The sequence below is a fragment of the Lysobacter alkalisoli genome (assembly GCF_006547045.1).
In the GTDB taxonomy this organism is placed as follows: Bacteria; Pseudomonadota; Gammaproteobacteria; order Xanthomonadales; family Xanthomonadaceae; genus Marilutibacter; species Marilutibacter alkalisoli.
In genome coordinates, this window is record NZ_CP041242.1 from 3,330,608 (window position 1) to 3,355,105 (window position 24,498).

The 24,498-nt window shown below is 67.7% G+C and carries 18 protein-coding genes; 10 read left to right on the forward strand and 8 right to left on the reverse strand.

The annotated features are described in order from the left end of the window. The first annotated feature begins 16 nt into the window (after positions 1-16). The 6 genes from FKV23_RS14830 (at position 17) to FKV23_RS14855 (ending at position 4,758) form a co-directional block, all read left to right on the forward strand. Entirely contained in the window at positions 17-235 is a 219-nt protein-coding gene (locus FKV23_RS14830; RefSeq protein WP_141624557.1) for a hypothetical protein, read from the forward strand. Then, complete coding sequence (locus tag FKV23_RS14835) at positions 232-987, forward strand: 4Fe-4S dicluster domain-containing protein (RefSeq protein ID WP_141624558.1); 756 nt, start codon at positions 232-234, stop codon at positions 985-987. The genes FKV23_RS14830 and FKV23_RS14835 overlap by 4 nt, the downstream gene beginning before the upstream one ends. Then, positions 984-1,961 carry a dimethyl sulfoxide reductase anchor subunit family protein gene (locus tag FKV23_RS14840; RefSeq protein WP_141624559.1) on the forward strand — a complete coding sequence of 326 codons (978 nt, stop codon included), beginning with the start codon at positions 984-986 and terminating at the stop codon, positions 1,959-1,961. The genes FKV23_RS14835 and FKV23_RS14840 overlap by 4 nt, the downstream gene beginning before the upstream one ends. Positions 1,962-2,081: 120 nt before the next feature. Then, positions 2,082-2,795, forward strand: coding sequence for a DUF481 domain-containing protein (locus FKV23_RS14845; protein ID WP_141624560.1), 714 nt, complete (start codon positions 2,082-2,084; stop codon positions 2,793-2,795). 142 nt (positions 2,796-2,937) lie between these two features. Then, on the forward strand, positions 2,938-3,594 hold the full coding sequence (locus FKV23_RS14850) for a DUF481 domain-containing protein (RefSeq protein WP_141624561.1): 657 nt from the start codon (positions 2,938-2,940) through the stop codon (positions 3,592-3,594). 282 nt (positions 3,595-3,876) lie between these two features. Beyond that, on the forward strand, positions 3,877-4,758 hold the full coding sequence (locus tag FKV23_RS14855; RefSeq protein WP_141624562.1) for a right-handed parallel beta-helix repeat-containing protein: 882 nt from the start codon (positions 3,877-3,879) through the stop codon (positions 4,756-4,758). A 103-nt stretch (positions 4,759-4,861) separates the two neighbouring features. On the opposite strand, the gene hemC is transcribed toward FKV23_RS14855, so the two are convergent. The 3 genes from hemC to FKV23_RS14870 form a co-directional block, all read right to left on the reverse strand. Then, on the reverse strand, positions 4,862-5,779 hold the full coding sequence (gene hemC, locus FKV23_RS14860; RefSeq protein ID WP_141624563.1) for a hydroxymethylbilane synthase: 918 nt from the start codon (positions 5,777-5,779) through the stop codon (positions 4,862-4,864). A gap of 226 nt (positions 5,780-6,005) precedes the next feature. Next, on the reverse strand, positions 6,006-6,749 hold the full coding sequence (locus tag FKV23_RS14865; protein ID WP_407067629.1) for a LytR/AlgR family response regulator transcription factor: 744 nt from the start codon (positions 6,747-6,749) through the stop codon (positions 6,006-6,008). Between the two features lie 125 nt (positions 6,750-6,874). Beyond that, complete coding sequence (locus tag FKV23_RS14870; RefSeq protein WP_141624564.1) at positions 6,875-7,558, reverse strand: alpha/beta hydrolase; 684 nt, start codon at positions 7,556-7,558, stop codon at positions 6,875-6,877. Between the two features lie 109 nt (positions 7,559-7,667). Here FKV23_RS14870 and FKV23_RS14875 point away from each other — a divergent pair, with 109 nt between their 5' ends. The 4 genes from FKV23_RS14875 to FKV23_RS14890 are packed head-to-tail and all read left to right on the forward strand — an operon-like array spanning position 7,668 to position 13,642. Further along, positions 7,668-8,096, forward strand: a complete 429-nt coding sequence (locus FKV23_RS14875) for a hypothetical protein (RefSeq protein ID WP_167285281.1) — start codon at positions 7,668-7,670, stop codon at positions 8,094-8,096. A 51-nt stretch (positions 8,097-8,147) separates the two neighbouring features. After that, complete coding sequence (locus tag FKV23_RS14880) at positions 8,148-9,434, forward strand: TolC family protein (protein ID WP_141624566.1); 1,287 nt, start codon at positions 8,148-8,150, stop codon at positions 9,432-9,434. Next, the gene (locus FKV23_RS14885; protein ID WP_141624567.1) at positions 9,431-10,438 is read left to right on the forward strand and encodes an efflux RND transporter periplasmic adaptor subunit; all 1,008 of its coding nucleotides are present in this window, start codon (positions 9,431-9,433) and stop codon (positions 10,436-10,438) included. The genes FKV23_RS14880 and FKV23_RS14885 overlap by 4 nt, the downstream gene beginning before the upstream one ends. Positions 10,439-10,447: 9 nt before the next feature. Further along, entirely contained in the window at positions 10,448-13,642 is a 3,195-nt protein-coding gene (locus FKV23_RS14890; protein WP_141624568.1) for an efflux RND transporter permease subunit, read from the forward strand. A gap of 44 nt (positions 13,643-13,686) precedes the next feature. Here FKV23_RS14890 and FKV23_RS14895 read toward each other — a convergent pair whose 3' ends face one another. From FKV23_RS14895 to xylA, 5 genes are all read right to left on the reverse strand, one after another. Beyond that, positions 13,687-16,998 carry an autotransporter outer membrane beta-barrel domain-containing protein gene (locus tag FKV23_RS14895; protein WP_141624569.1) on the reverse strand — a complete coding sequence of 1,104 codons (3,312 nt, stop codon included), beginning with the start codon at positions 16,996-16,998 and terminating at the stop codon, positions 13,687-13,689. Positions 16,999-17,453: 455 nt separating this feature from the next. Beyond that, positions 17,454-19,016: a sodium/sugar symporter gene (locus FKV23_RS14900; protein ID WP_167285282.1), complete on the reverse strand. Its 1,563-nt coding sequence runs from the start codon at positions 19,014-19,016 to the stop codon at positions 17,454-17,456. Between the two features lie 44 nt (positions 19,017-19,060). Then, a complete protein-coding gene (locus FKV23_RS14905) occupies positions 19,061-21,634 on the reverse strand; it encodes a glycoside hydrolase family 3 protein (protein ID WP_141624571.1) in 2,574 nt (857 codons plus the stop codon). 2 nt (positions 21,635-21,636) lie between these two features. Further along, complete coding sequence (locus FKV23_RS14910; protein WP_141624572.1) at positions 21,637-23,064, reverse strand: sugar porter family MFS transporter; 1,428 nt, start codon at positions 23,062-23,064, stop codon at positions 21,637-21,639. 35 nt (positions 23,065-23,099) lie between these two features. Next, the gene (gene xylA / locus FKV23_RS14915; RefSeq protein ID WP_141624573.1) at positions 23,100-24,440 is read right to left on the reverse strand and encodes a xylose isomerase; all 1,341 of its coding nucleotides are present in this window, start codon (positions 24,438-24,440) and stop codon (positions 23,100-23,102) included. Positions 24,441-24,498 lie beyond the last annotated feature (58 nt).

Genomic DNA, 24,498 nt, shown 5'->3' on the forward strand with positions numbered 1-24,498 from the left:
AAGGCGGGAGGACCGCATGAACAACGGCCGCAAGTTCGCCGGTGGCGCATGCGTGGCGCTGGGCTTTGGCCTGGTGGTGCTGCTTGCCAACGGCACCCTCGCGCCCCCCGGGCTGGACGCAGCCGCCACGCCGGCCGGGGCCCTGCTCGCCTTGCTGCCGGTCGTGCTGGTTGCACTGGTGCTGTTCCTGGCCGGATTGTGGCTGCTGCGTGGCGGCCGGGGCGACCGACGATGACCGGCCTGCCGTCGCCATCGAAGAAGAAGCTCGGGCTGGTGATCGATCTCGACACCTGCGTCGGCTGCCACGCCTGCGCGGTCAGTTGCAAACAGTGGAATGCCGGCGGTTTTGCCGCGCCATTGACCGACGAACAGCCCTACGGCAAGGCTCCGTCCGGCGTCTGGTTCAACCGCGTGCACAGCTACGAGGTGGCCCCTGCTGGCGAGGGCGCCGCGGCGCAGCCGGCGATGACCCTTCACTTCCCCCGCTCCTGCCTGCATTGCGAACAGCCCGCCTGCGTCACAGTGTGCCCGACCGGCGCCAGCTACAAGCGTGCCGAAGACGGCATCGTGCTGATCGACGAAGACAAATGCATCGGCTGCAAACTGTGCTCGTGGGCCTGTCCCTACGGCGCACGCGAGTACAGCGCGGTCGAAGGGGTGATGAAGAAATGCACCCTGTGCATCGACCGCATCTACAACGAAAACCTGCCCGAAGCCGAACGCCAGCCGGCCTGCGTACAAGCCTGCCCGACCGGTGCGCGCCATTTCGGCGACCTGGCCGACCCCGAGTCGAAGGTATCGAAGCTGGTCGCCGAGCGCGGCGGCATCGACCTGATGCCGGAGCTGGGCTACCAGCCGACCAACAAGTACCTGCCGCCGCGGCCGCGCCGGGCCGGACCGGCTGACACTCCCGCAAGCGATGAAACCCTCGACACCACCAAGCTGCCGCCGGTGCTGCGCTGGCTGGACCGGGTGCTTTCGCGATGAACCCAGCCCTCTCCGTCATCTTCTTCACCACTTTGTCGGGTGCCGGCTACGGGCTGCTGGCCTGGACGGCGGCGTGGATCCTGCTCCCCTACCTGCAGGGTCACCCACCGCAGCAGGGCGCGATGCCGTTGCTCTGGGGCATTTCGCTTGTGCTGGGCCTGCTGCTGACGACCGCGGGCCTGCTGTGCTCGATGTTCCACCTCGGAAAACCCGCACGCGCGTGGCGGGCATTCTCGCAATGGCGCAGTTCGTGGCTCTCTCGCGAAGGCGTTTCCGCCGTGCTTGCCGCGATCGCAGCCCTCGCATTGCTGGGACTGCTCGCGACGCCCTTGTTCATGCACTCATACGCGGCCTTGCAAAGCCCGGCGGTACCGCTTCTGGCGGCCATCGTGCTGCTGACATCGGTCGCTACCATCGCCTGCACGGCGATGATCTACGCCTCGCTCAAGCCGATCCCGGCCTGGCGGCACGCCCTGGTGGTACCGGTGTATTTCGCATTCGCCCTGTTGTGCGGCTGGCTGTTGCTGGCGGCAATTGCCAGTTGGACAGCGCTGCCGGTACGGACACTGGCAATAGCCGCCGTCGTGACGTGGGTGCTCGCCATCGTGACAGCCATGCTCAAGCGGGTTTACTGGCGCGCCATCGACCGCCAACCTGCCGCCGCCAGCCGCGCCGATGCGATCGGGTTGCCCGGTCGAGAGATCGGGGTATTCGAGCGTCCGCATACCGAAGCCAACTACATCACCCATGAAATGGGTTATGTGCTGGCGCGCAAGCACTCGCGTCCGCTGAGGCTGATCGCAACGTACTTGTTCGCGCTGGTGCCCATGCTGGCCGTGGGGCTGGGCTGGGCCTTCCCTGCCCTGGACGCGCCACTGTTCACCCTCGCCGCCATGGCGGCATTGCTCGGGGTCTTCGTCGAGCGCTGGCTGTTCTTCGCCCAGGCCCGCCACGCGGTGATGGCTTATTACTGATTGTCGAATGGCCTTATCCCAATGCGATATTGAGGAGTCATTCACATTTTTCTTACGATACTTGCGCGCCACCGCCGACATAGATCGGCGGTTTTTTTGTCCCACACAAGGAAAGACCCCATGCGCAAGCTTTTTCTTGCCGCCGCGCTGAGCGCGGCGATCGTCCCCCTGCACGCCCAGGAAGCCACCGATGCAGGCTGGAGCGGCACCGGCGAGCTCGGCCTGGCCATCTCCAAGGGCAACACCGACAGCCAGACCCTGATCGGCAAACTCGCCCTGGCCAAGGAAACCGATGCGTGGAAGCATGCCGCCTCCGCCTCATTCCTGTACGGCAAGCAGGATGACATCGAGAGCGCATACCGCTACGGACTGGCTGCCAGCACCGGCTATCGCCTGGGCGAGCGCAGCTATCTGACGGGCTCGGCGCGCAATGAGCGCGACCACTTCGCCGCGTACGAGTACCAATGGACCGCCGCGTTCGGCTACGGCTATGAGGCGATCAAGAACGACACCACCCACCTGACCTTCGAGATCGGCCCCGGCTACCGCTGGGCCAAACTGCAGGACGTGCGTGTGCACGAGAACGAGGCGATCCTGCGCGGCTCCATGAGCTTCGGCCACCAGCTCACCGAAACCACCTCGGTCTACGACACATTGCTGATCGAGGCCGGCAGCGACAACACCTTCGCCCGCAACGAGCTCGGCCTGATGGTCAAGATGACCGATGCGCTGGCGCTGAAGGCCGGCCTGGAGGTTCGCCACAACACCGACGCGCTGGCGGGGACCAAGAAGACCGACACCCTGACCACGATCAACGTCGTCTACGGTTTCTGACCGCGAGCTTCTGCGCCTGCAGCGGCCGATCGTCGCCGCAGGCGGACCCATGCATTTCCGGTATGGCTCCACCCGCTCCCCTACGCCCGCCGGATTGGCATACTGAGACCTGCTCCCGAAACCTTTCTTTCGCCGTCACATCATGTCCATCCTGCTGGGACTGGCCCTGTCCAGTCCATTCCTGACATTGCCGGCGCCTGCTTTGGGTCAACCGGCCGCCATTACCCAGGCGGTCGACCAGGCCCGGCGGCGCAGCAGCTGCCTGTCGTTGCGCTGCAACGACGAGGAATGGCGGCTGGCCAGCGATCGCTCGCTGCACGGTCAGGCCAGCGGTTGGCGCACATCCGCAAACGCCCGCCTGCCGGGCCAGCGCTCGTGGGCTCGGCTGCGGGCGCCGGCGCGCCCACGCGACAGCACCCACAATTATTCCAACAAGTGGCGTGTCGGCACCCAGTACGGCTTGCAGGTACTGCGCGATGGTCCGTCCCGGCTCGGCGTGGAATTCGGCGCCGGTTACCGGCTGGCACCGCGCAGCGACGACGGCATCCGCAGCACCGGCCCGGTGTTCCGCGGCTCGATCGACTTCGGCCGCAACTTCGGCGAACGCGCACGCTGGTCGCAACACGTGCTGTTCGAAACCGGCGACGGCCAGACCTTCGTCAAGCAGACGCTTGGCCTGGACATCCAGTTGTGGCCGGACTGGACGCTGGAAACCGATTACGTGATCCGCCACCGCACGAGCGGCGCCAGCGGCACCGAAACCGCAGAAAGCTGGCTGGGTATCAGACGGCAGTTCTGAACCACCCGGCAGCTGCGACGATGCATCCGTCCGCCCGCCCCGGACTCGATTGAATCACCTAGGCGCCATCGTGGATGGGCGGTTCCGTGCCCCTTGCCAGGCACATGAGGCCGAACACAAGCACGCCAAGTAATGTGACGCGCATCACAAAACAAAGAATGCCACGTCACATAACCAACACTTCCCCCGTGATAACCGTTGTTTCGGACGAACTCCTTCGACCCGTTCGCCCGAATCCTTCAATCTCCCAGGGGAGTAGTGGACATGGAAACTGGAAGTCTCGTGAAGTTTGCATTGGCTTTGGCTGTCCTGACCGCCGTTGGCTATAGCCGCGACGCATCAGCGGAAATCAACAATTGCATCAACATCACTTCCGTCCCCGCGACGATCACAACCCAGGGCGTCTACTGTCTCAAGCAGCACGTCACGACGAACCTCGCCTCGGGCAATGCGATCAACGTCATGGTCAACAACGTGACCATTGATTGCAACGAATTCAAACTCGGAAATCTGGCCTCTGGCTCCGCCACCCAGGCAATCGGAATCAGGGCGGAGGGGCGCAACAACCTCACCGTCCGGAACTGCGGAGTCCGTGGTTTCAGGACCGGCGTGATGCTCACGAACGGACAGTACCGGGTGGAAGACAGCCGCTTCGATTTCAACACCCAGACCGGCCTTCATGTTACCGGCGATGGTTCGGCAATCCGCAGGAACGAGATCATCGAAACGGGCGAAAGCACTGTCGCCGGAGTGACCGAGTTCCATGGCATCCTGGCTGCCGGCGACATGGACATCATCGACAACAACATCACCGGAGTGGTCGCGACAAGCGGCGGCACCCGTCACGCCTACGGGATCCGCACCACCGGCATGGATTCAGGCGTACTGCGGAACAACCGGGTCAGGAACCTGGTTTCAACCGGGCTTCTTGGCAACCGGCGCGGTATCTGGAACCAGGATGGTGGCCACAATACCATCGAAGGAAACACCGTGATCATGAGCGGAGACCTCCTCATCGGTGATGCCGGAATCCGCTGCGGCGGCGGATTGATCCTCAGCGGCATATCCCGCAACAACACGATCCTTGGCACGGGCGTTCTGAATTCAGCTCTTGCCCTGATCAATTGCACCTCGGTATCGGGCGACTACGTCAACCCGCTCTGATCCGGCGGCCCTCCACCCCACAGGTGCGACATACAGCCGGCCCGGTTTAACCGGGCCGGTTTTCATTTCGATGGAGAAGGCATTCCTGCTGGATTCGCCACACTCAAACGTGGGCGGCGATCAGCTCGCGCGCACCCTGCTCCAGCAGCCGTGCGGCGACTTCGACGCCGAGCGCTTCGGCCGAAGCGGACAGGCCGGCACCGTCCGCACGCACGGTATGGCCACTGGAAGCGTTGCCGACCAGACCCCGAAGCCGCAGCTGATCGCCATCGAGCGTTGCCAGTGCCGCCACCGGCACGTGGCAGCTGCCGTGGAGAGCGCGGTTCATCGCCCGCTCGGCCTCGACACAGATGCGGGTCGGGGCGTGGTCGAGCACCGCGCACAATGTCCGCACGTGTTCGTCGCCATCACGGCATTCGATCGCGATCGCGCCCTGCGCCGGCGCGGGCAGCCACGCGGGGGCGTCGAGCCGGCTGCGGATACGCGCGTCCAGCCCCAGTCGCTGCAGGCCGGCGCAGGCGAGGATGATGGCGTCGTAGTCGCCGGCATCGAGTTTGGCCAGCCGCGTGTTGACGTTGCCGCGCAGGTCGCGCAGCTGGAGGTCCGGCCGCAATGCGCGCAGCTGAGCCTGGCGACGCAGCGACGAGGTGCCGACCAGCGCGCCCTGCGGGAGAGCATCGATGCCATCGAAACGCGGGCTGACGAAGGCATCGGCGTGATCGGCGCGCTCAAGGATCGCCGCCAGCACGAAGCCCGGCTCCAGCTCCATCGGCACGTCCTTGAGCGAATGCACCGCGCAATCGGCCTCGCCGCGCTGCATCGCGACTTCCAGCTCCTTCAGGAACAACCCCTTGCCGCCGATCGCGGCGAGCGAGCGGTCCAGCACCTGGTCGCCGCGGGTGCTCATCGGCACCAGCTCGACCTGCAGGCCGGGATGGGCCGCGCGCAGGCGGGCGGCGACGTGCTCGCTCTGCCAGAGGGCGAGCGGACTCTTGCGGGTGGCGATACGAAGGACGGTCATCGCGACATTATCGCAGGGCCAGGCGCCGGTGACCTGCACTGGCCCGCAAGCTCGCAGGACGTCTCCGGCGCGAACGCAACTGAAAACCCCACGGCACGGGTCGAATGGCTTTCGAACAGAGCCTTGATGACGCAGAGCGACTTCGAAAGCTCCGGCCCGCACCCGGCGGACTCGCAGGGCCCGGAGGCGGCTTCGTCTTACCCGGTCTACACCGTCTGACACTGCCCTACAGGTGCTTCAGCATCTCCCGCACCCCCGCCACGCAGCGGCGGCTGACCTCCAGCGGATGGTCTCCGTGGCGCAGGATCGCCTGCACGTGGCCGTCCGGGCTGCGGCGCAGCTCGACGATCTCGTAGCGGGCGACCAGGCAGTTGCGATGGATGCGGACGAAGCGCTCGTCGAACTCCTCCTCCAGCGACTTCAGCGATTCCTCGATCAGGTCCTCGCCATGGACGTGGTGGACGACGACGTACTTCTCCTCGGCCTGCAGGTAGTGCACGTCCTCGATCGGGATCAACCGCAGACTGCCGCGCAGGCGCGCACACAGGTGGGTGCGACGCTTGCCATCCAGCCGCGCGACGCCGTGCTGACGGCCGGCGGCGAAGGTGCGCACGCGCTCCAGCGCAGCGGCCAGGCGCTCGGCACGGACGGGCTTGACCAGATAGTCGATCGCCTCGGCCTCGAACGCCGACAGTGCGTGGGCATCGTAGGCCGTGCAGAACACCACCGCCGGGCGCGGCTCGAACGCGGCCAGATGATGCGCGGCTTCCAGCCCATCCAGGCCGGGCATGGCGATATCGAGCAGGATCAGGTCGGGCTGGTGTTCGGCACAGGCATGCAGGGCCTGGTGCCCGTCGCTGGCCTCGGCCACCACCTCGATCCCGGACTGGTCCGCCAACAGGCCGCGCAGGCGCTCGCGTGCCAGCGGCTCGTCATCGGCGATCACGACCCTCAAAGACCCCATTTTCATCGCCCCCACCTGCGTCCCCGGCTGCGTGGACCATTATCGATGGTAATCCCGCCTGGGGGCGGGGTCATCCGGCAATGCCGGGAAGCGTGATCGCGGCCGCCCGGCTAGCCGGGAAATCGCCAGGCTCAGTTCGTGCGGGCGAACACCCGCGACATCCAGCCGCCAAGGTCATGGATCTGTTCGGCACAGACCTGGTGCGCCATCGGATAGGCATGCCAATCGACCTCGAAGCCCATCCCGCGCAGGGCCTTGGCGCTGGCATCGCCGCCGGCATACGGCACCACCGGGTCGAACTGGCCATGGGCCATGAACAGTGGCTGTGACGGCGCCTGCGCGGTGACCTCGCGAGCCAGGCGCTCCGGCATCGGCAGGTATGTCGACAGGGCGATCAGGCCGGCCAGCGGCGTGGTGCGGCGGAGACCTGCCGCCAGCGCGATCGCCCCACCCTGCGAGAAGCCGGCCAGCAGCAGCCGCGACGGCTGGATGCCGCGCCCGGCCTCGCGCTCGATCAGCGCCTCGACCTGCGCAACCGACTGGTCGACGCCGGTCTCGTCGGCGCGCTGGGCCAGGTTCATGTCGCGGATGTCGTACCAGGCGCGCATCGGCACGCCGTTGTTGATCGTCACCGGCCGTATGGGTGCGTGCGGGAACACGAAGCGCAACGCCGGCCAGTCCTTGCGGACGAGCTCGGGCACGATCGGCGCGAAGTCGTGGCCATCGGCGCCGAGGCCGTGCAGCCACAGCACGCTCCATTCGGGCGATGGGCCGGTTTCGTGTTCGACGGCTTCAAGCAGGCTGGCAGTATCCATCCCGCATTGTCGCCGCCACACGCGCCTGCTGCCAACCGGACACGCTGCGACACGAACGATGGCCACCATGCAATTGTGTAACCCCACCCGCCATGCGTAGGGTGCGCGCATGTCCGTGCTCCGCCACGTCCGCTGCCTGCCGACCGCACTGCGTCTCGCCGTGCTGGTACTGCTGGCGCTCGGGGTGATGGCGAAACCGGTGCTGGCGGCGGTGGGCGAAGTTCACGAGCTGCAGCACGACCCGAGTGGCCTTCACCTCCATCACGGCGACGCCGACGGTGAGGGCAATCACGCCGGTGCCGGCTCGGAATCCATGGCCGCACAGCCCGGCCCTGCACCCCACGCGCCTGGCGATGGTGACCTGCTGCACGATCTGCTCCATTTCGCCCACTGCTGCGGCCAGTCGCCGCCAACGGTGCCGGTAGCGGCAATGACGCTGCCGGGCCCCGTGGCCGCCTCGACGCCGTCGGCGATCGACTCCGCGCCCGCGCCCACGCACCGCACGCACGGCGTGTTCCGTCCTCCGATCCAGGAATAAGCGCCCTTCCGGCCCGAGGCCGGCCTTCGCTTTTCCTATCGGAGACATCCCATGTTCCTGCGCCATGCGGCCTTGGCCGCCGTGGTCGCTTGTGCCGTGGCAACGGGTCCTGCCCGTGCCGGCGAGCGGCTGACCCTGGACGACGCCTTCGCGCGCGTCGTCGAAACCCATCCCGACCTGCGCCTGTTCACGGCCCATGGCGACAGGCTCGCGGCCGAACGCGAACGAGCCGCGCAGCGCCCGCCATTGGCGCTCGGCGCCGAAGTCGAGAACGCCTTCGGCAATGGCAGCGCCGACCTTACCCTCGGCATCGGCTCGATGTTCGAACGCGGCGGCAAGCAGGCCGCACGCAGCGCGCTGGCCGAACGCCGGACCGACGCACTCGCGCTCGAACGCGAGACACGCCGGCTCGACCTGCTCGCCGAAACCGCGCGTCGCTATCTGCAGGCCGCCGCCGCGACGCAGCGACAGGCGATCGCCCGCGACGACATCGCCCAGCGGCAGCATTCGGTGACAGCCGCCCGGCGGCGCCTGGCCGCCGGGGCCTCGCCGCGCTCGCTGGTGCTGGCCGCCGAGGCCGCCCAGGCCCGTGCCGAACTCGACCTGGCCCGTGCCGACCGGCAGGCAGAAACCACGCGCCGGCATCTCACCACGCTGTGGGGCGAACACACAACGGCCTTCGAGATCGATGCCTCCATCCTGCAACGCCTGCCGCCCATCGCCGACCTCGACGCGATTGAAGACCGGCTACGCGACAGCCCGGATCTACGTCGCTTCGGTGACGAGCGCCGGATCCGGGAAGCGCAGTTGCAACTCGCGCGCAGCCAGGCCGTCGCCGATATCGGCTGGCAACTGGGTGCGCGCCGACTTGGCGGCGACAGCGATGTCGGCCTGGTCGCCGGCATCTCGGTCCCGCTTGGCAGCCGCCGGCGCGCCGGGCCCGCGATCCGCAGCGCACAGGCCGGACTGGCGGCGCTGGAGATCGAACGTGAGGCCGAAGTCCTGTCGTTGCAGGCAGCCCTGGTCGAGGCGCATGGCCGCTATCGCACTGCCCGGCTCGAAGCCGGCCGAATCGACAGCGAAGTGATGCCCGCACTCGAACGTGCCGAGGTCGCTGCCGCCCGCGCCTATCGTGCCGGCGCCAGCAGCCACCTGGAATGGGCGCAGCTGCAAACCGAAATCGTCGCCGCACGACGCCAGCGGCTCGACGCCGCGACCGAAGCCCTGGGCGCTCTGATCGAGCTGCAGCGCCTGACCGGACGCACACCCCTCGACCCCGCCGGCGCGCGCACCTCCGCTGCCGCCAGCGCGAACCGTTTGCCTGGAGACGCCCGATGAACCCTGCGATCCGCCCCCTCATCCATTCCTCGGTCACCACCCTGCTCGCAGCCGCACTCGCAGCCTGCGCGCCGGGTGGAGACACCGCCAGCGGCATCCGTGCCGGAGCCGCATCCACCGATGTCGCCGGAGACCACGACGCGGACGGCCACGATGACGACCATGGCGACACCCACGACGACGATGGCGACAGCACCCGCATCCCCGCCGCCATCGCCGCCGCCTCCGGCATCCGTGTCGCACCGGTCGCGCCGGGCACGATCGCCGACGAGCACGGGATCCAGGGCCTGCTGATCCCGGTCGACGGGCGCACCGCCGACGTGATGGCGCGCTATCCCGGCCCGGTCCGGGCCCTGCATGCGCGTGTTGGCGATCGCGTCCGCGCCGGCCAGTCGCTGGCGGTGATCGAGAGCAACCTCAGCCTGTCGACCTACACCATCACCGCGCCGATCGCCGGCGTGGTGATGGCGCGCCCGGCCACGATCGGCGCGGTCGCCACCGAAGGCACGCCGCTGTTCGAGATCGCCGACCTGTCCGAGCTGTGGGTCGACCTGCACGTGTTCGGCGCCGACGCCCAGCACATCGCGGTCGGCTCGCCGGTGACGGTGGCACGGATGAGCGACGACGTCCGCGTCGACACCGTGCTCGAACGCATCCTGCCCGGCACCGCGACCGCCAGCCAGAGCACCGTCGCCCGCGCCACCATCGCCAACGCCGACGGCCTGTGGCGGCCGGGCTCGGCGGTGCGCGCACGGGTCACGGTCGAACGCTTCGAGGCCGCGCGCGTGGTCCCGCTGTCCGCGCTGCAACGCGAGGGCGGCGATGACGTGGTCTACGTGCGCGATGGCGACACCTTCCGTGCGCGCCGCGTACGCCTGGGACGCCGCGATGCCGAACGTGCCGAGATCCTCGACGGCATCGAAACCGGCGAACAGGTCGTGGTCGCGCAGAGCTTCCTGGTCAAGGCCGACATCGGCAAGTCGTCCGCCACCCACGCGCATTGAGGCCCGGCCATGCTCGAGAAGATCATCCGCTTCGCCATCGCCCACCGCTGGCTGATGCTGGTACTGACGCTGGCCATGGCCGCGCTCGGCGGCTGGAATTTCACCCGCCTGCCGATCGACGCCACCCCCGACATCACCAACGTGCAGGTGCAGGTCAACACCGTGGCGCCCGGCCATTCGCCGCTGGAGGCCGAGCAGCGCGTCACCTTCCCGATCGAAACCGCACTGGCCGGGCTGCCCGGGCTCGACCACACCCGGTCGCTGTCGCGCTACGGGCTGTCGCAGGTCACCGTCGTGTTCGAGGACGGCACCGACCTCTACTTCGCCCGCCAGCAGGTCGCCGAGCGGCTGCAGCAGGTCCGCTCGCAGCTGCCCGACGGGCTCGAACCGCAGATGGGTCCGATCGCCACCGGCATGGGCGAGATCCTGATGTACACGGTCGAGGCCGCGCCCGACGCGCGCAGGGCCGATGGCACGCCGTACACGCCGACCGACCTGCGCACCCTGCAGGACTGGGTGATCCGGCCGCAGTTGCGCACCGTGCCCGGGGTCACCGAGGTCGACAGCATCGGCGGCTTCGCGCGCCAGATCCACGTCACCCCGGAACCGGCGCGGCTGGTCGCGCTCGGCTTCACCCTCGACGACGTGGTCGAAGCACTGGCGGCCAACAACCGCAACGTCGGAGCCGGCTACATCGAACGCAACGGCGAGCAGTACCTGGTGCGGGTGCCGGGCCAGATCGAGGACCTCGACGCGATCGGCGACATCGTCCTCGATCGCCGCGAAGGCCTGCCGATCCGCATCCGCGATGTCGCCGAGGTCGACGAGGGTCGCGAACTGCGCACAGGCGCGGCAACCCGCAACGGTCGCGAGACCGTCATCGGCACCGTGGTGATGCTGGCCGGCGGCAACAGCCGCGAGGTCGCGCGGGCGGCGGCCGACAGGCTTGAGGCCGTCAACGCCAGCCTGCCCGCCGGGGTGCGTGCCGCACCGGTCTACGACCGTACCGCCCTGGTCGACCGCACCATCCGCACCGTGGCGAAGAACCTGGTCGAGGGCGCGTTGCTGGTGATCGCAGTGCTGTTCCTGCTGCTCGGCAACGTACGCGCGGCGCTGATCACCGCCGCGGTGATCCCATTGGCAATGCTGTTCGCCGTCACCGGCATGGTCCGCGGCGGCGTATCCGGTAACCTGATGAGCCTGGGCGCGCTGGACTTCGGCCTGATCGTCGACGGCGCGGTGATCATCATCGAGAACTGCCTGCGCCGTTTCGGCGAACGCCAGCATGCGCTCGGCCGCACGATGCGCGAGGACGAGCGCCTGGACACCGCCGCCAGCGCCACGGTCGAAGTGATCCGTCCGAGCCTGTTCGGCGTCGGCATTATCGCTGCGGTCTACCTGCCGATCTTCGCCCTCGATGGCGTCGAGGGAAAACTGTTCCAGCCGATGGCGATCACCGTGGTGCTGGCGTTGACCGGCGCGATGCTGTTGGCGCTGACCTTCATCCCGGCATCGGTCGCCGTCTTCCTTTCGGGCCGGGTCGAGGAAAAGGAGAACCGGCTGATGCGCCAGGCGCGGTGCGGCTATGCTCCACTGCTGGCGCGCGCCCTGCATTGGCGGCTGCCGGTGATCGCCGGTGCCGCTCTGCTGGTCGTGGCCTGCGGGCTGCTGGCGACGCGGCTCGGTGCCGAGTTCGTACCGACGCTGGACGAGGGCGACCTGACCGTGCAGGCGCTGCGCATCACCGGCACCGGGCTTGAGCAGTCGGTGGCGATGCAGGAGGCGCTGGAGCGCACCCTTGCAGACGTTCCGGAGGTCGAGCAGGTGTTCGCCAAGATCGGTACCGCCGAAGTCGCCAGCGATCCGATGCCGCCCTCGGTCGCCGACACCTTCGTGATGCTCAAACCACGCGCGGACTGGCCCGACCCGCGCAAGCGCAAGGAGGCGCTGGTCGACGAGATCGCCGACGCGATCGCGGCCGTGCCCGGCAACAACTACGAGCTGAGCCAGCCGATCCAGATGCGTACCAACGAGCTGATCTCGGGCGTGCGTGCCGACGTTGCGGTCAAGGTCAACGGCGACGATCTGGACACGTTGATGCGGGTGGCCACGCAGGTACAGCGCGTGCTCGCATCGGTCCCCGGCGCGGACGACGTGCGGGTCGAGCCGCTCGACGGCCTGCCGATGCTGACCGTGGTTCCCGATCGCCAGGCACTGGCGCGGCACGGGCTCAACCCGGTCGATGTGCAGGACACCGTCGCCACCGCGGTCGGCGGCACCGTCGCCGGCCAGCTGTTCGAAGGCGACCGCCGCTTCGACCTGGTCGTGCGCCTGCCCGAACATCTGCGCCAGGACCCGGCCGCCCTGCATGACCTGCCGATTCCGCTTCCGCCCGCCGGCGCCGACAGCCTCGACGAGTCCGGCCGCCGTGCCGACTGGGCGGCCGGCGCACCGCGCACGGTACCGCTGCGCGAGGTGGCACGGGTCGAGATTGCGCCCGGCCCGAACCAGGTCAATCGCGAGAACGGCAAGCGCCGCGTGATCGTCACCGCCAACGTGCGCGAGCGCGACCTGGCCGGGTTCGTCGGCGAACTGCGCGAACGCATCGACGCCGGGGTCGAACTGCCGAGCGGTTACTGGATCGGTTACGGCGGCAGTTTCGAACAGCTGATCTCGGCCAGCCGGCGCCTCGCCATCGTGGTGCCGGTGACGCTGGCGATCATCTTCGGCCTGCTGTTCATGGCATTCGGTTCGGTGCGCGATGCGGCGATCGTGTTCAGCGGCGTGCCACTGGCGCTGACCGGCGGTGTGCTGGCATTGGCGCTGCGCGGCATCCCGCTGTCGATCTCGGCCGGGGTCGGCTTCATCGCCCTGTCCGGTGTGGCGGTGCTCAACGGCCTGGTGATGATCAGCTTCATCCGCCGCCTGCGCGAACACGGCACCCCGCTCGACGACGCGATCGTCGACGGTGCGCTCGGCCGCCTGCGGCCGGTGCTGATGACCGCGCTGGTGGCCTCGCTGGGCTTCGTACCGATGGCACTCAACACCGGCGCCGGTTCCGAGGTGCAGCGCCCGCTTGCGACCGTGGTGATCGGCGGCATCGTCTCCTCGACCCTGCTGACCCTGCTGGTGCTGCCGGCGCTATACCGCTGGCTGCATCGCGACGCTATCCGCTCTGGCGGCCGGGTACGGAAGACCGCCTGAGCGGTCCCCGCTCGCGTGCCGTCAACGGCTCGAGGAAACCTGCGCTACCAGCGGTAGCGCAGGCCCGCCTGGACCGCCCAGTCGCGCTCCAGATCCACGCCGGAAGCCTTTGACGCCTCGAAGAACAGGCCGGTGCGGGAGAGACTGACGTTGCCGCCCAGCACGAACTCGCTGCCCGAACCTTCGCGATCGAGGGTGTCGGGGACGATGCTGCCACCGTCCCTTGAAGCGGTGATCTCCAACGGGTCGCCGAAGTGGTGCAGCGCGGATGCCCGGGCGTACACGCTGCCCTGCGTCTTTGCACCCTGCAGCGTCCTGCCTAAGGCGAGGCCGGCCCGTGCGAACGAGGCATCGAGCCTCTCCTGGCGTACATGCACTCCGTTGCTGGTGGTGTGGTCGTTGCGCCCGATGGCTCCCGCGGACAGTTCGAGCTGGGGCTCGATGTACCAGGACCCGTGGAAGCGGAACGGATAGCCGCCTTCGACATAGGCCCGGTTCGCCCGTGCGCGGTACTCGCCGGTGATGTCACGGCCCTGCGAATCGCGTGCGCTGTAGCGGTTCTTCAGCGAGGCCGTCTCGGCACCGACGACGACGTAGCCACCCATCTCGCCGATCCAGCCACTGTAGAGCCCGACCGTGGTGCCGCTCAGTTCGCCCCGACCCTGTGCATAGCGCGCGGTCGCACGCACGTGTCCGGCGCTGAAGCCGGTGACATTGGAGGAAGCGAACCCACGATCGGCACCGACGGTCACGCTCCCGTAGTCCTGCCGGTAGCGGCGGGAATAGGCGGTGTCCGCGGTCAGCCCACCGCTGTCGGCAACCGCCCAGGCGCCGGCACGGTCCACGCCTTTTCCACGCAGTTGACCTCGCACACGCTGCAACGGGCGCTGCCCGCTCGTGCGCCAGAGATTGAGAACGCTGTCGGCGACATCGGCCGCTGTCTGGACGGTTTCCGAAGGCGTCAGCGCCGGCGTACCGCCACCGGTTCCGCCGGTGTCGTCCGCGCCGTCCCCCGAGCCTTCCCCGGTGCCGCCACCGGCATCTCCTCCGCCCGTGTCGTCACCGCTACCACCGGAATCATCGCCACCACCGGAAGAACCGTCCCCATCGCCGGAACCGTCTTCCGTACCCTGGATGGCGATGCCGGACAGCACGATCCTGCTGCCGTCGGCGCTCAACGCCACCTGCGGCGTGTAGGTGTACCTGACCAGCGCATTCTCATAGGTCCCGCTCCACTCGCCGGGCACGCCGGTCACGGCCGAGAACGTGGCGGTCCCGCCCGCGGCCGCACTGGCATCGACGATGTCGATCGGCGCGGCCGCCTGGATCGTGGTGCCGGTACGGACGGTCGTGGCGTTGACCCAGGAGGTATCGTCCAGCGCCGGGTCGTAGACGATGCCCACGCCCTGCGTGCCAGTCGCACTGAAGCTGGTGATCCCGCTGCCGAACACGATCCGGTCGGCCGTGGCCGTTCCGGATATGCCGGTGATGTCGCTGAGCAGCAGGAACCGTGCATCATCGCCCAGCACGACCCCGGCACCGGTGTCGCCGTTGCTGCTGTCGACGACCAGCTGGCGGTAATCGTGCGCCGGCACCTCGCCAGGCGCGAAGCGGCCCCAGTAGCCGGCCATGTCGATCGCCGCGCCGCTGCCCAGGCTCAGCGTGCCGGTGCCGAAGTCGTTCGCCAGCGTGCCGGTGCCCTGCGGCATCCACGCCGCGCCGTTCGCGAACACAAGATCGGCGCGACCGACGCTGTAACTGGTATCGACCTGCACGCCGCCGACCAGCCCGCGCAGCCAGGAATCCGACGTATCGAAATTGATGTCGACCGAGCCGATGTTGCCGTTGACGGTTTCGGTCGCGGTCGCGATGTCGCCGTCGAGCTGCACGCGCTGCCCGCCTGCCTGGTTGACGGTGACGCTGGCGTCCTGGACGTCGATCGGCACGCTCCAGATCGAATACGCAGCGCCGGTGCCGGCCGCGGTCGTCGACACGGTCAGGCCGCCGGCAACGTTGACAGTGCCGAAGTTGCGGATGCCGTACACGTCACGATCACAATTCGGGATGTCGGGCGGGTCGCAAGCGGCGGCGACGGTGAACGACACCGGTGCGGTGGGCGAGGTGAACTCGATGACGCCGCTGTTGACGGTGCCGTAGGTGTCCGCTTCCGAGGTGACGTCGACATTGACGGCGCCGTTGAACGTCATCACCGCACCGGGCGAGCGGTCGTTCTTGAGTCCGGAAGGCTTGCCGAACGGCGTGTAGCCGTTCTCCGGCCCTTCGCTGCGTACGTGCACGTCGACATCGCCATTGAAGGTCATCCGCGACCGCCAATGCCAGCTGGCGATCCCGTGCGTGGAGCGGGGCCCCTGGACATTGACCGTGGTGTCGCCGTTGACTTCCAAAGTTCCCTGGTTGCGCACGCCGAACGCGGTCGAGCCCATCGCGACCGTGGTCAACGACAGGTCGCCGTTCACCGTCATCCGGCTGCCGACGCCGTCGTTGTAGATCGCATGGGCGTTGTCGCTGGGCCAGATCGACAGCGCCGAGATGGTGGTGTCGCCGTTGAAGGTGATGCGGCCATCGAAGCTGTAGACCGCATCGAGCGTGCCGCGGCTCTCGGCCAGGATCGTGGTCGGGCCGTTGAAGATGATGGTGCTGGTTCTATCGGCCCAGACCGCACGCGCATGGCCCTGCGTACGGGCGTGGATGTCGGTGGCGCCGTTGAAGGTCGTGGTGCTGCGGCCGCGTCCGATCACCCCTTGCGCACCGTTACCCCGGACCATACCGAAATCCAGGTCGTCGGCGTTGGTGGAGATCCTGGTGTTGCCGTTGACGGTGACCGTATTGCCGTCGTTGAGGATGCCGACCGCGCTGCCCACGGTGCTGCTCTCGCCGCGGATCGCCGACAGCTCCAGCCAGCCGCCGCTGGCCACGTCGAGCACCACCGGCGGGTTGCCGCTGGCGATGGACATGGCAAGCACGTCGGTGTCGACGCCTTCCAGCGTCACGCTGTCGCCGTCGACGAAACGGTAATGCAGCGTGCCGTCTTCATCGACGATGTCGTAGCCGGGATCGTAATTGCCACTGCCACCAGCGCGGTCGTGCTCGTCGACGCCGGTGATCGGGTCCGTATGGATGGTCTCTGCCTGTACGGCGCCGGTCCGGGCGAACAGGCCCGTGGTCAGGGCCGCGGCGATGGAGAAGGAAAGCGCCTTCAGCCGGCGGCGCGCATCGGTGCGTTCGGCCTCGATGCGTGCGTTGTCGATCATCGACTGCTGCCACAAGAGCGGCAACTGCACACGTTTTTCGCTGCCACGGGCAGCCCGGTATGGACACGACATCTTGTTCTCCATGAAACGAATTCGAAGGGCGCCGACCCATGCGGACTCGCCCACTGTCAGTTCACCGCCGCCACGTTGGCAGGGCACGGCTTTCGCGCCTGTACGGCACACCGCCTTGATTGCTTTTTCCCCGCCGGCACCGCAATCCCGCATCCGCTGGCCCGTAGTTGCGACCAGCCGTCAGATCGCCATGACAGCATGGTTGGCACACGTTCCATGCCGGCTTTCGCTGCGGCTGCAGCGTGCTCCCCGCCCCGGCATTGCGCATGCATTCTGGATGCATGTTCCATGCAACCGAACGCCCTTCATTTTGGACTTTGGTAGAAGCACGGAACGAAACACGCCCGCGTTGTCGACTCCATCACGGAAAGCCGTTCCTGCCGGATCGTTGCGCATGCAGCCACGATCAGAGTGGCGGCAGATCGGGATCGCCGACGCCGGTTTGGCGGCGTCGGCAAACCGGAAGATCACCAGAACAGCGCATACAGCGCGACAAGGATCGCGATCACCGCCAGCGCGCCGATGTTGAAGGTCGCGTCGGTGCGGTAGTCCACCTCGGCGGGCCGTACCACCTGCTTCCGCGGCATGTGCGACGCCACCAGCGAAACGATCATCGCAAGTGCCACCGCCAGCAGGAACACCAGGCCTACGCGATCAATGAACGGCAGTGACGGCCAGGCCAGCTTGAGCACGATCGACAGTGCGAACGAGCCGATCGCCGCAGCCAGCGCGCCTGCCTCGTTGGCACGCTTCCAGAACAGGCCGAGCAGGAAGATCGCCACGATGCCCGGGGTGAAGAAGCCGGTGTACTCCTGGATGTACTGGAAGGCCTGATCGAAGCTGCCCAGCAGCGGGCGCGCGGCCAACACCGCCACGAGCATCGCCACAGCGGCCACGATCCGGCCCGTGCGCACGATCCGCCCCTGGTCGTGACCCTGGTCGTGACGCTGGTAGAAGTCCAGAGTGAAGATGGTCGAGATCGAATTGGTCATCGACGCCAGCGACGACACGATCGCCGCGATCAGCGCCGCGAACACCAGGCCCAGCGCGCCTGCCGGCAGCAGCGACATCATCATCGGATAGGCGGCGTCCGGGCGCCCGATGTCGGGTGCCAGCAGCACCGCGGCCAGGCCGGGCAGCACCACGATCACCGGCATCAACAGCTTCAGGAACGCCGCGAACAGCACGCCCTTCTGTGCCTCGCCGATGTTTTTCGCGGCCAGCGCACGCTGGATGATGTACTGGTTGAAGCCCCAGTAGCTGAAGTTCATGATCCACATGCCACCGATCAGCACGCTGATGCCGGGCAGGTCCTTGTAGAACGGATTGTCGGGCGACAGGATCATGTGGAAATGGCCGGGCGCCTCCGCACGCAGCCGCTGGAAGCCCGCCCACACGCCGGCGCCATCCGAGATCCGATCCAGCGCAATGCCGGCCAGCAGCAACCCGCCCAGCACCAGCAGCGTGACCTGGACGATATCGGTCAGTGCCACCGCCTTGAGCCCGCCATAGAGCTGGTAGGCGAGCGCGAACACCGCCAGCGCCACCAACGCGATCATCTGGTCGATGCCGGCCACGTAAGCGATCGCCAGCGAACCCAGCCACAGCACCGAGGTCAGGTTGACGAATACGTACAGCCCCAGCCAGAACACCGCCATCAGCGTACGGATGCGGCCGCCGTAACGTCGCTCCAGGAACTGCGGCATGGTGTAGATGCCACCACGAAGGAACACCGGCAGGAACCACTTGCCGACGATCAGCAGCGTGGCGGCGGACATCCACTCGTAGGACGCGATCGCCAGCCCCATCGCGTAGCCGGAACCGGACATGCCGATGATCTGCTCGGCCGAGATGTTGGCCGCGATCAGTGAGGCGCCAATGGCCCACCACGGCAGTGCCTTGCTGGCCAGGAAGTAGTCCTTCGCATCCTTGTGATGACCCGCCTTCTCGCGCGAGACCCACTGTGCGAGCAGGAAGATTCCGGCCAGATAGGCCAGTACGATCACGACATCAAGTATCGACAGCATCACGTCCCCTTACCGGATCAGGCACCACTGGTCGCCGAATGCCCCGCTCAGCGCGCGCAGGCGAGGCTGTGCTCGGCCTCGTTGAGTGCGCCCAGCGCCACGCGCGAAACCGACATCCGAAGCTCACCTGCGGTCTGCAGTTCCAGCACCGCATCCAGCTTCGTCATATCGGCGCCCGCAGCGGCCAGGCACTTCAGCGGCACGCCCAGTGTGGTCCAGCGCCCGGCCGGCAGGTCCGCCAGCGCATCGCGGGCCGGCAGGCTGGCGCGGCAGCCATCGCCGCAGGCCACGCCGAGCGACACCGCGCCGTCCGGGATCCGCTCGGGCCGCAGCGTCAGCACCAGCATCACGTCGCCGTTGGTCTCGCGGCTCAGGTCCTGCGGCACCTGCGTCACCAGCGACAGCGTCGCGGCCTGCGTACCCGACCAGGCGAAACGCCGCGCATCCTCCTGCGCATGATGATCCACCGCCGTCACCTCCAGGCTGCCATCGTGCAGGCCGGAGGGCAGCGCACCCACCTGCGCGGTATGTCCTTCGGCGCTGGCCAGCCGCATCAGCACGCCATGCGCGAGCTGGCCGCGACCGAAGAACGTCCCGGCCTCGCTCTGCCCCGCCTGCACGCCGGAGTCCTCCGGCAGCGGCGCCAGGTCGCCGCCGTCGGCATAGGTCAGGCCGAAGCCGAACGGGAACAGCGGGTCGTAGTCTTCCTGGCCGACGTTGTTGGCGTACTGCGCGGCCGTGCGCGGCCAGCTGAAGCTCAGCCGGCCCTTGAAGTCATGCTGCACGCCGCCATCCGGTGCGCGCAGCAGCACGTCGGCGATGCCACCGCCCTCCGAACCGGGCAGCCAGGCGGCCACGAAGGCGTCGGCGGCGTTGATCTCGCGGTTCATCCACAGCGGCCGTCCGCTGAGGAAGACCGCCACCACCGGAATCCCGTCGGCCTTCAGCCGCCGGATCAGCGCCAGGTCGGTATCGTTGCCCGGCTTGTACAGCAGGTTGGGGATGTCGCCCTGGAACTCGGCGTAGGGATCCTCGCCGAACACCACGATGGCCACGTCCGGCTTCTGCGCGTAGGTGCCGTCGATGGACAGCACGGCCTCGCCGCCGGCGGCTTGCACCTGCTTCGCGATGCCTTCGTGGATGGTGTCGGCATTGGGATAGTCGGCCCGTTTGGTGCCGGTGCCCTGCCAGTTGAGGGTCCAGCCACCGGACTGCTTGCCGACGTCGTCGGCGCCGTCGCCGGCTACCAGGACGCGCTGCCCCGGCGCCAGCGGCAGGATCCCGCCCTGGTTCTTCAGCAGCACCAGCGACTCGCGCACCGCCTGGCGCGCGACCGCCCGGTGCTCCGGCGCGCCGAGCAGTTCGAAACGCCCGCCGACGGCGCGCTCGGAAGGCTTGCCGGCCTCGAACAGGTTCAGGCGGAACTTCACCCGCAATACGCGGCGCACCGCATCGTCCAGGCGCTCGGCCGGGATGACGCCGTCCTTCGCCGCGGCCAGGGTGCTCTCGTAGAAGCCCTTCCAGCTATCCGGCGTCATCGCCATGTCGAGGCCGGCGTTGATCGTGGCCGGGCAGTCGGTGTTGCTGCAGCCGGGCACCTGGCCATGGCCGTTCCAGTCGCCGACCACGAAGCCGCCGAAGTTCATCCGCTCCTTCAGCGCATCGGTGAGCAGCGTGCGACTGCCATGGAGCTTTTCGCCATTGACACTGTTGAACGAGGCCATCACGGTCTGCGCGCCCGCAGCGATGGCCGGCGGATAGCCCGCGGCGTGGATGCGGACGAGATCGGCCTCGCCGATCCGGGTATCGCCCTGGTCCTTGCCGCCGGTGGTGCCGCCGTCGCCCAGGAAATGCTTGACCGAGGCGATCACGCGACGGCCGTCCAGGAACTCCGGCGTCCCCGGCCTGCCCTGCAAGCCTTCGACCACCGCGCCGGCGAAGCTGGCCACTACCTCCGGCGCCTCGGAATAGCCCTCGTAGGTACGGCCCCAGCGGTCGTCCTGCGGCACCGCCACCGTCGGCGCGAACGCCCACTCCATGCCGGTGACCCGCGTCTCCAGTGCGGTGATCTCGCCGATCCGGCGCATCAGGTCCGGATTGCGGGTGGCGCCGAGGCCGATGTTGTGCGGGAACAGGGTGGCGCCGACGATGTTGCTCTGCCCGTGCACGGCATCGATGCCGAACAACACCGGGATGGGCTTGCCTCCCTGCGAGGTGTCCATCGAGGCCTCGTAGAACGCGTCGGCCAGCGCCAACCACTCGGCCGGCGCAGCGTCGTAGCGGCCGCCCGGATCCGAATTTCCACCGGCCAGGATCGAGCCCAGCCGATACTGGCGCACATCGTCGGGCGTGATGCTGGCGATGTCGCCCTGCACCAGCTGACCGACCTTTTCCTCCACGGTCATCGTCGCCAGCAATTCGTCGATGCGCTGCTCCAGCGCCGGGTCCTCGGCCAGCGGCCAGTTCACCTCGGGCCACACCGAACCACCGGCCTGCGTCTGCACCTGCGCGTCAGCGTCAGCGTCAGCGTGTCCATCGCCCTTGCAGGCGCCCAGTGCCAGCACCAGGGCCGCCAGCAACGCGCTGCCGCCGACTCGTTTGAAATTGTGTCTGTTGGTCATGTTCAACCCTCCATCTGCTCCAGTTCCCTGCCCTTGGTCTCGTATACAAACTTCAGTACGAACACCACCGAGACCGCCGCGGCCAGCGTGTACAGCCCATATGTCGCCGCCAGCCCGATCCCCGCCAGCAGCATCGGGAAGGTCATCGTCACCAGGAAGTTCGAGCCCCACTGGAACAGTCCCGCCACCGCCAGACCCGAGCCGCGGATCTGGTTCGGGAACATCTCGCCCAGCATCACCCACATCACCGGGCCCCACGACAGATTGAAGAAGATCACGTATACGTTTGCCGCCACCAGGGCCAGCACACCCATGTTGTCGCTCAGCACCAGCTTGCCGTTCTCCAGGTTCCCGCTGGAGAACGCGACCGCCACCAACCCCAACGACACTGCCATGCCGGCCGAGCCGATCCACAGCAGTGGCTTGCGGCCGATCCGGTCGATCAGCAACACGGTCAGGATGCAGGCGCCGATGCTCAGTGCGCCCGACAGCACGTTGATCAGCAGTGCGTCGCTTTCCGAGAAGCCCACCGCCTGCCAAAGCACCGCGCCGTAATAGAACACCACGTTGATGCCGACCAGCTGCTGGAACGTTGCCAGGCCGATCCCGACCCAGACGATCGGGCGGATCCTGCCGCGAGCCTTGTCGACCAGGTCCGACAGCCGCGGACGGTGGTGATCGGCCGCCAGGCTGGCCTCGATCTCGGTCAGCTTGCGCTGCCCCTCGTCGATGCCGTACAGCCGCGCCAGCACGGCCAACGCCTGGTCGCGCCTGCCTTTCACCACCAGGTAGCGCGGGCTCTCCGGGATGAAGAACAGCGCAACCAGGAACAGCGCCGCCGGCAGCATCTCCACCCAGAACATCCAGCGCCAGGCCGCATGGCCACCCCAGTAGGGATTGACCGAGGCGCCCGCCCACTTGGCCAGCAGGTAGTTGCTCAGGAAGGCGGCGAACAGGCCGGAAATGATCGCGATCTGTTGCACCGTGGCCAGCCTGCCGCGATAGCGCGCCGAGGACACCTCGCTGATGTAGGCCGGCGACATTACGCTGGCCGCACCGACGGCCAAGCCGCCCAGCACGCGATAGAGCACGAACTCTACCGAGGACACGGAGACACCCGAGCCCCAGGCCGAGACCAGGAAGCAGGCCGCGGCCACGATCAGCACCGCGCGGCGGCCGTAGTAGTCGGCCAGGCGGCCGGCGAAGAACGCGCCCACCGCGCAACCCAGCAGCATCGAGGCCACGTTGAAGCCGGTACCGACCGAATCGGAGTCGAAGGCCTGTTGCAGGCCGTCCACGGTGCCGTTGATCACGCCGCTGTCGAAGCCGAACAGGAAGCCGCCGAGGGTGGCCACGATGCTGATCAGGACGATGAAGCCGGTGTTTTCGCCATGGGCGAGACGAGTGTCGCTCAAGGATACGCTGGACATGGGATCTGCCTTGTCGGAGTTCGGGGATGGGCGCATCAGCGCATCAGGTACTGGTTGAGCAGGTTTTCATAGCGCTCCTGCTTGCCGCTGCGCTGGGCCGGCTCGCCGTTCTTCAGCGCCAGCGCATGCAACCCCGCCAGGCCCAGCCGGCCCTGCGCGAAGTCGCGGCCGGGGCCGTCGTCGAAGCTGGCATAGCGCTCGCTGCGCCAGCGCTCCCAGGGCGAGACGGTCAGCAGCGCGTGCGCCACCTCCAGCCCGCGCGCGAACGCGTCCATGCCGCCGATGTGGGCCAGGAACAGATCCTCGGCGTCGGTCGATTCGCGGCGCACCTTGGCGTCGAAGTTCAAGCCGCCCGGCGCCAGGCCGCCCTGGCGCAGGACCACCAGCATCGCGCCGACGGTGTCGTAGAGGTCGGTCGGGAACTGGTCGGTGTCCCAACCGTTCTGCGCGTCGCCGCGATTGGCATCGATGCTGCCCAGCAGTCCGTGATCGGCGGCCACCTGCAGGTCATGCTCGAACGTGTGCCCGGCCAGGGTGGCGTGGTTGGCCTCGATGTTGAGCTTGAAGTCCTTGTCCAGCCCGTGCCTGTGCAGGAAGCCGGCCACGGTGGCGCTGTCGAAGTCGTACTGGTGCTTCATCGGTTCCATCGGCTTGGGCTCGATGAGGAACACGCCCTTGAAGCCGATCTCGCGGCCGTAGTCGCGGGCGGCCGCGAGGAAGCGGGCAAAGTGCTCCAGTTCGCGTTTCATATCGGTGTTGTGCAGGCAGGCATAGCCTTCGCGCCCGCCCCAGAACACGTAGTTCTCGCCGCCCAGCTCGACCGTGGCCTCAAGCGCCGCCTTGACCTGCACCGCGGCCCGCGCGACCACGGCAAAGTCCGGATTGGTGGCTGCGCCGTTCATGTAGCGCGTGTGACTGAACAGGTTGGCGGTACCCCACAGCAGCTTCATCCCGGTGGCCTGCTGGCGCTCCTTGGCCAGGGCCACCATGTGCTTGAGGTTGCGCTCGTACTCGGCCACGTCGTCGGCATCCGGCGCCAGATCCACGTCGTGGAAGCAGTAGTAGGGAACGCCAAGCTTGGTGAAGAACTCGAAAGCCGCATCGGCCTTCGCTTCGGCGCGCGCGATCGGTGCGTCCGCCTGGTCCCAGGGGTAGCGCCGCGTGCCGGGACCGAAGGGATCGTGGCCAGCGTTGCAGAAGCTGTGCCAGTAGCACACCGCGAAGCGCAGGTGCTCGGCCATGGTCTTGTCGCCGATCTGCTTGTCGGCGTCGTAGTGCTTGAACGCCAGCGGGTTGTCGGAACCGGGGCCTTCGTAGGCGATGCGGCCGATGCCCGGGAAGTACTCTCTGGCGCCGATGAAGGGGGACGTGCTCATGTTGCGGTGTCCTGTCTTGTCAAGCTGAGGAAAGAGGGAAATCGGGAACGGTGGCGTG

Excerpts from the sequence above, each read along its gene's own strand:
- FKV23_RS14830 (WP_141624557.1), top strand. The coding sequence starts at position 17 with ATGAACAACGGCCGCAAGTTCGCCGGTGGCGCATGCGTGGCGCTGGGC.
- FKV23_RS14835 (WP_141624558.1), top strand. The coding sequence starts at position 232 with ATGACCGGCCTGCCGTCGCCATCGAAGAAGAAGCTCGGGCTGGTGATC.
- FKV23_RS14840 (WP_141624559.1), top strand. The coding sequence starts at position 984 with ATGAACCCAGCCCTCTCCGTCATCTTCTTCACCACTTTGTCGGGTGCC.
- FKV23_RS14845 (WP_141624560.1), top strand. The coding sequence starts at position 2,082 with ATGCGCAAGCTTTTTCTTGCCGCCGCGCTGAGCGCGGCGATCGTCCCC.
- FKV23_RS14850 (WP_141624561.1), top strand. The coding sequence starts at position 2,938 with ATGTCCATCCTGCTGGGACTGGCCCTGTCCAGTCCATTCCTGACATTG.
- hemC (WP_141624563.1), bottom strand. The coding sequence starts at position 5,779 with ATGACCGTCCTTCGTATCGCCACCCGCAAGAGTCCGCTCGCCCTCTGG.
- FKV23_RS14865 (WP_407067629.1), bottom strand. The coding sequence starts at position 6,749 with ATGAAAATGGGGTCTTTGAGGGTCGTGATCGCCGATGACGAGCCGCTG.
- FKV23_RS14870 (WP_141624564.1), bottom strand. The coding sequence starts at position 7,558 with ATGGATACTGCCAGCCTGCTTGAAGCCGTCGAACACGAAACCGGCCCA.
- FKV23_RS14875 (WP_167285281.1), top strand. The coding sequence starts at position 7,668 with ATGTCCGTGCTCCGCCACGTCCGCTGCCTGCCGACCGCACTGCGTCTC.
- FKV23_RS14880 (WP_141624566.1), top strand. The coding sequence starts at position 8,148 with ATGTTCCTGCGCCATGCGGCCTTGGCCGCCGTGGTCGCTTGTGCCGTG.
- FKV23_RS14885 (WP_141624567.1), top strand. The coding sequence starts at position 9,431 with ATGAACCCTGCGATCCGCCCCCTCATCCATTCCTCGGTCACCACCCTG.
- FKV23_RS14890 (WP_141624568.1), top strand. The coding sequence starts at position 10,448 with ATGCTCGAGAAGATCATCCGCTTCGCCATCGCCCACCGCTGGCTGATG.
- FKV23_RS14895 (WP_141624569.1), bottom strand. The coding sequence starts at position 16,998 with ATGGAGAACAAGATGTCGTGTCCATACCGGGCTGCCCGTGGCAGCGAA.
- FKV23_RS14905 (WP_141624571.1), bottom strand. The coding sequence starts at position 21,634 with ATGACCAACAGACACAATTTCAAACGAGTCGGCGGCAGCGCGTTGCTG.
- FKV23_RS14910 (WP_141624572.1), bottom strand. The coding sequence starts at position 23,064 with ATGTCCAGCGTATCCTTGAGCGACACTCGTCTCGCCCATGGCGAAAAC.
- xylA (WP_141624573.1), bottom strand. The coding sequence starts at position 24,440 with ATGAGCACGTCCCCCTTCATCGGCGCCAGAGAGTACTTCCCGGGCATC.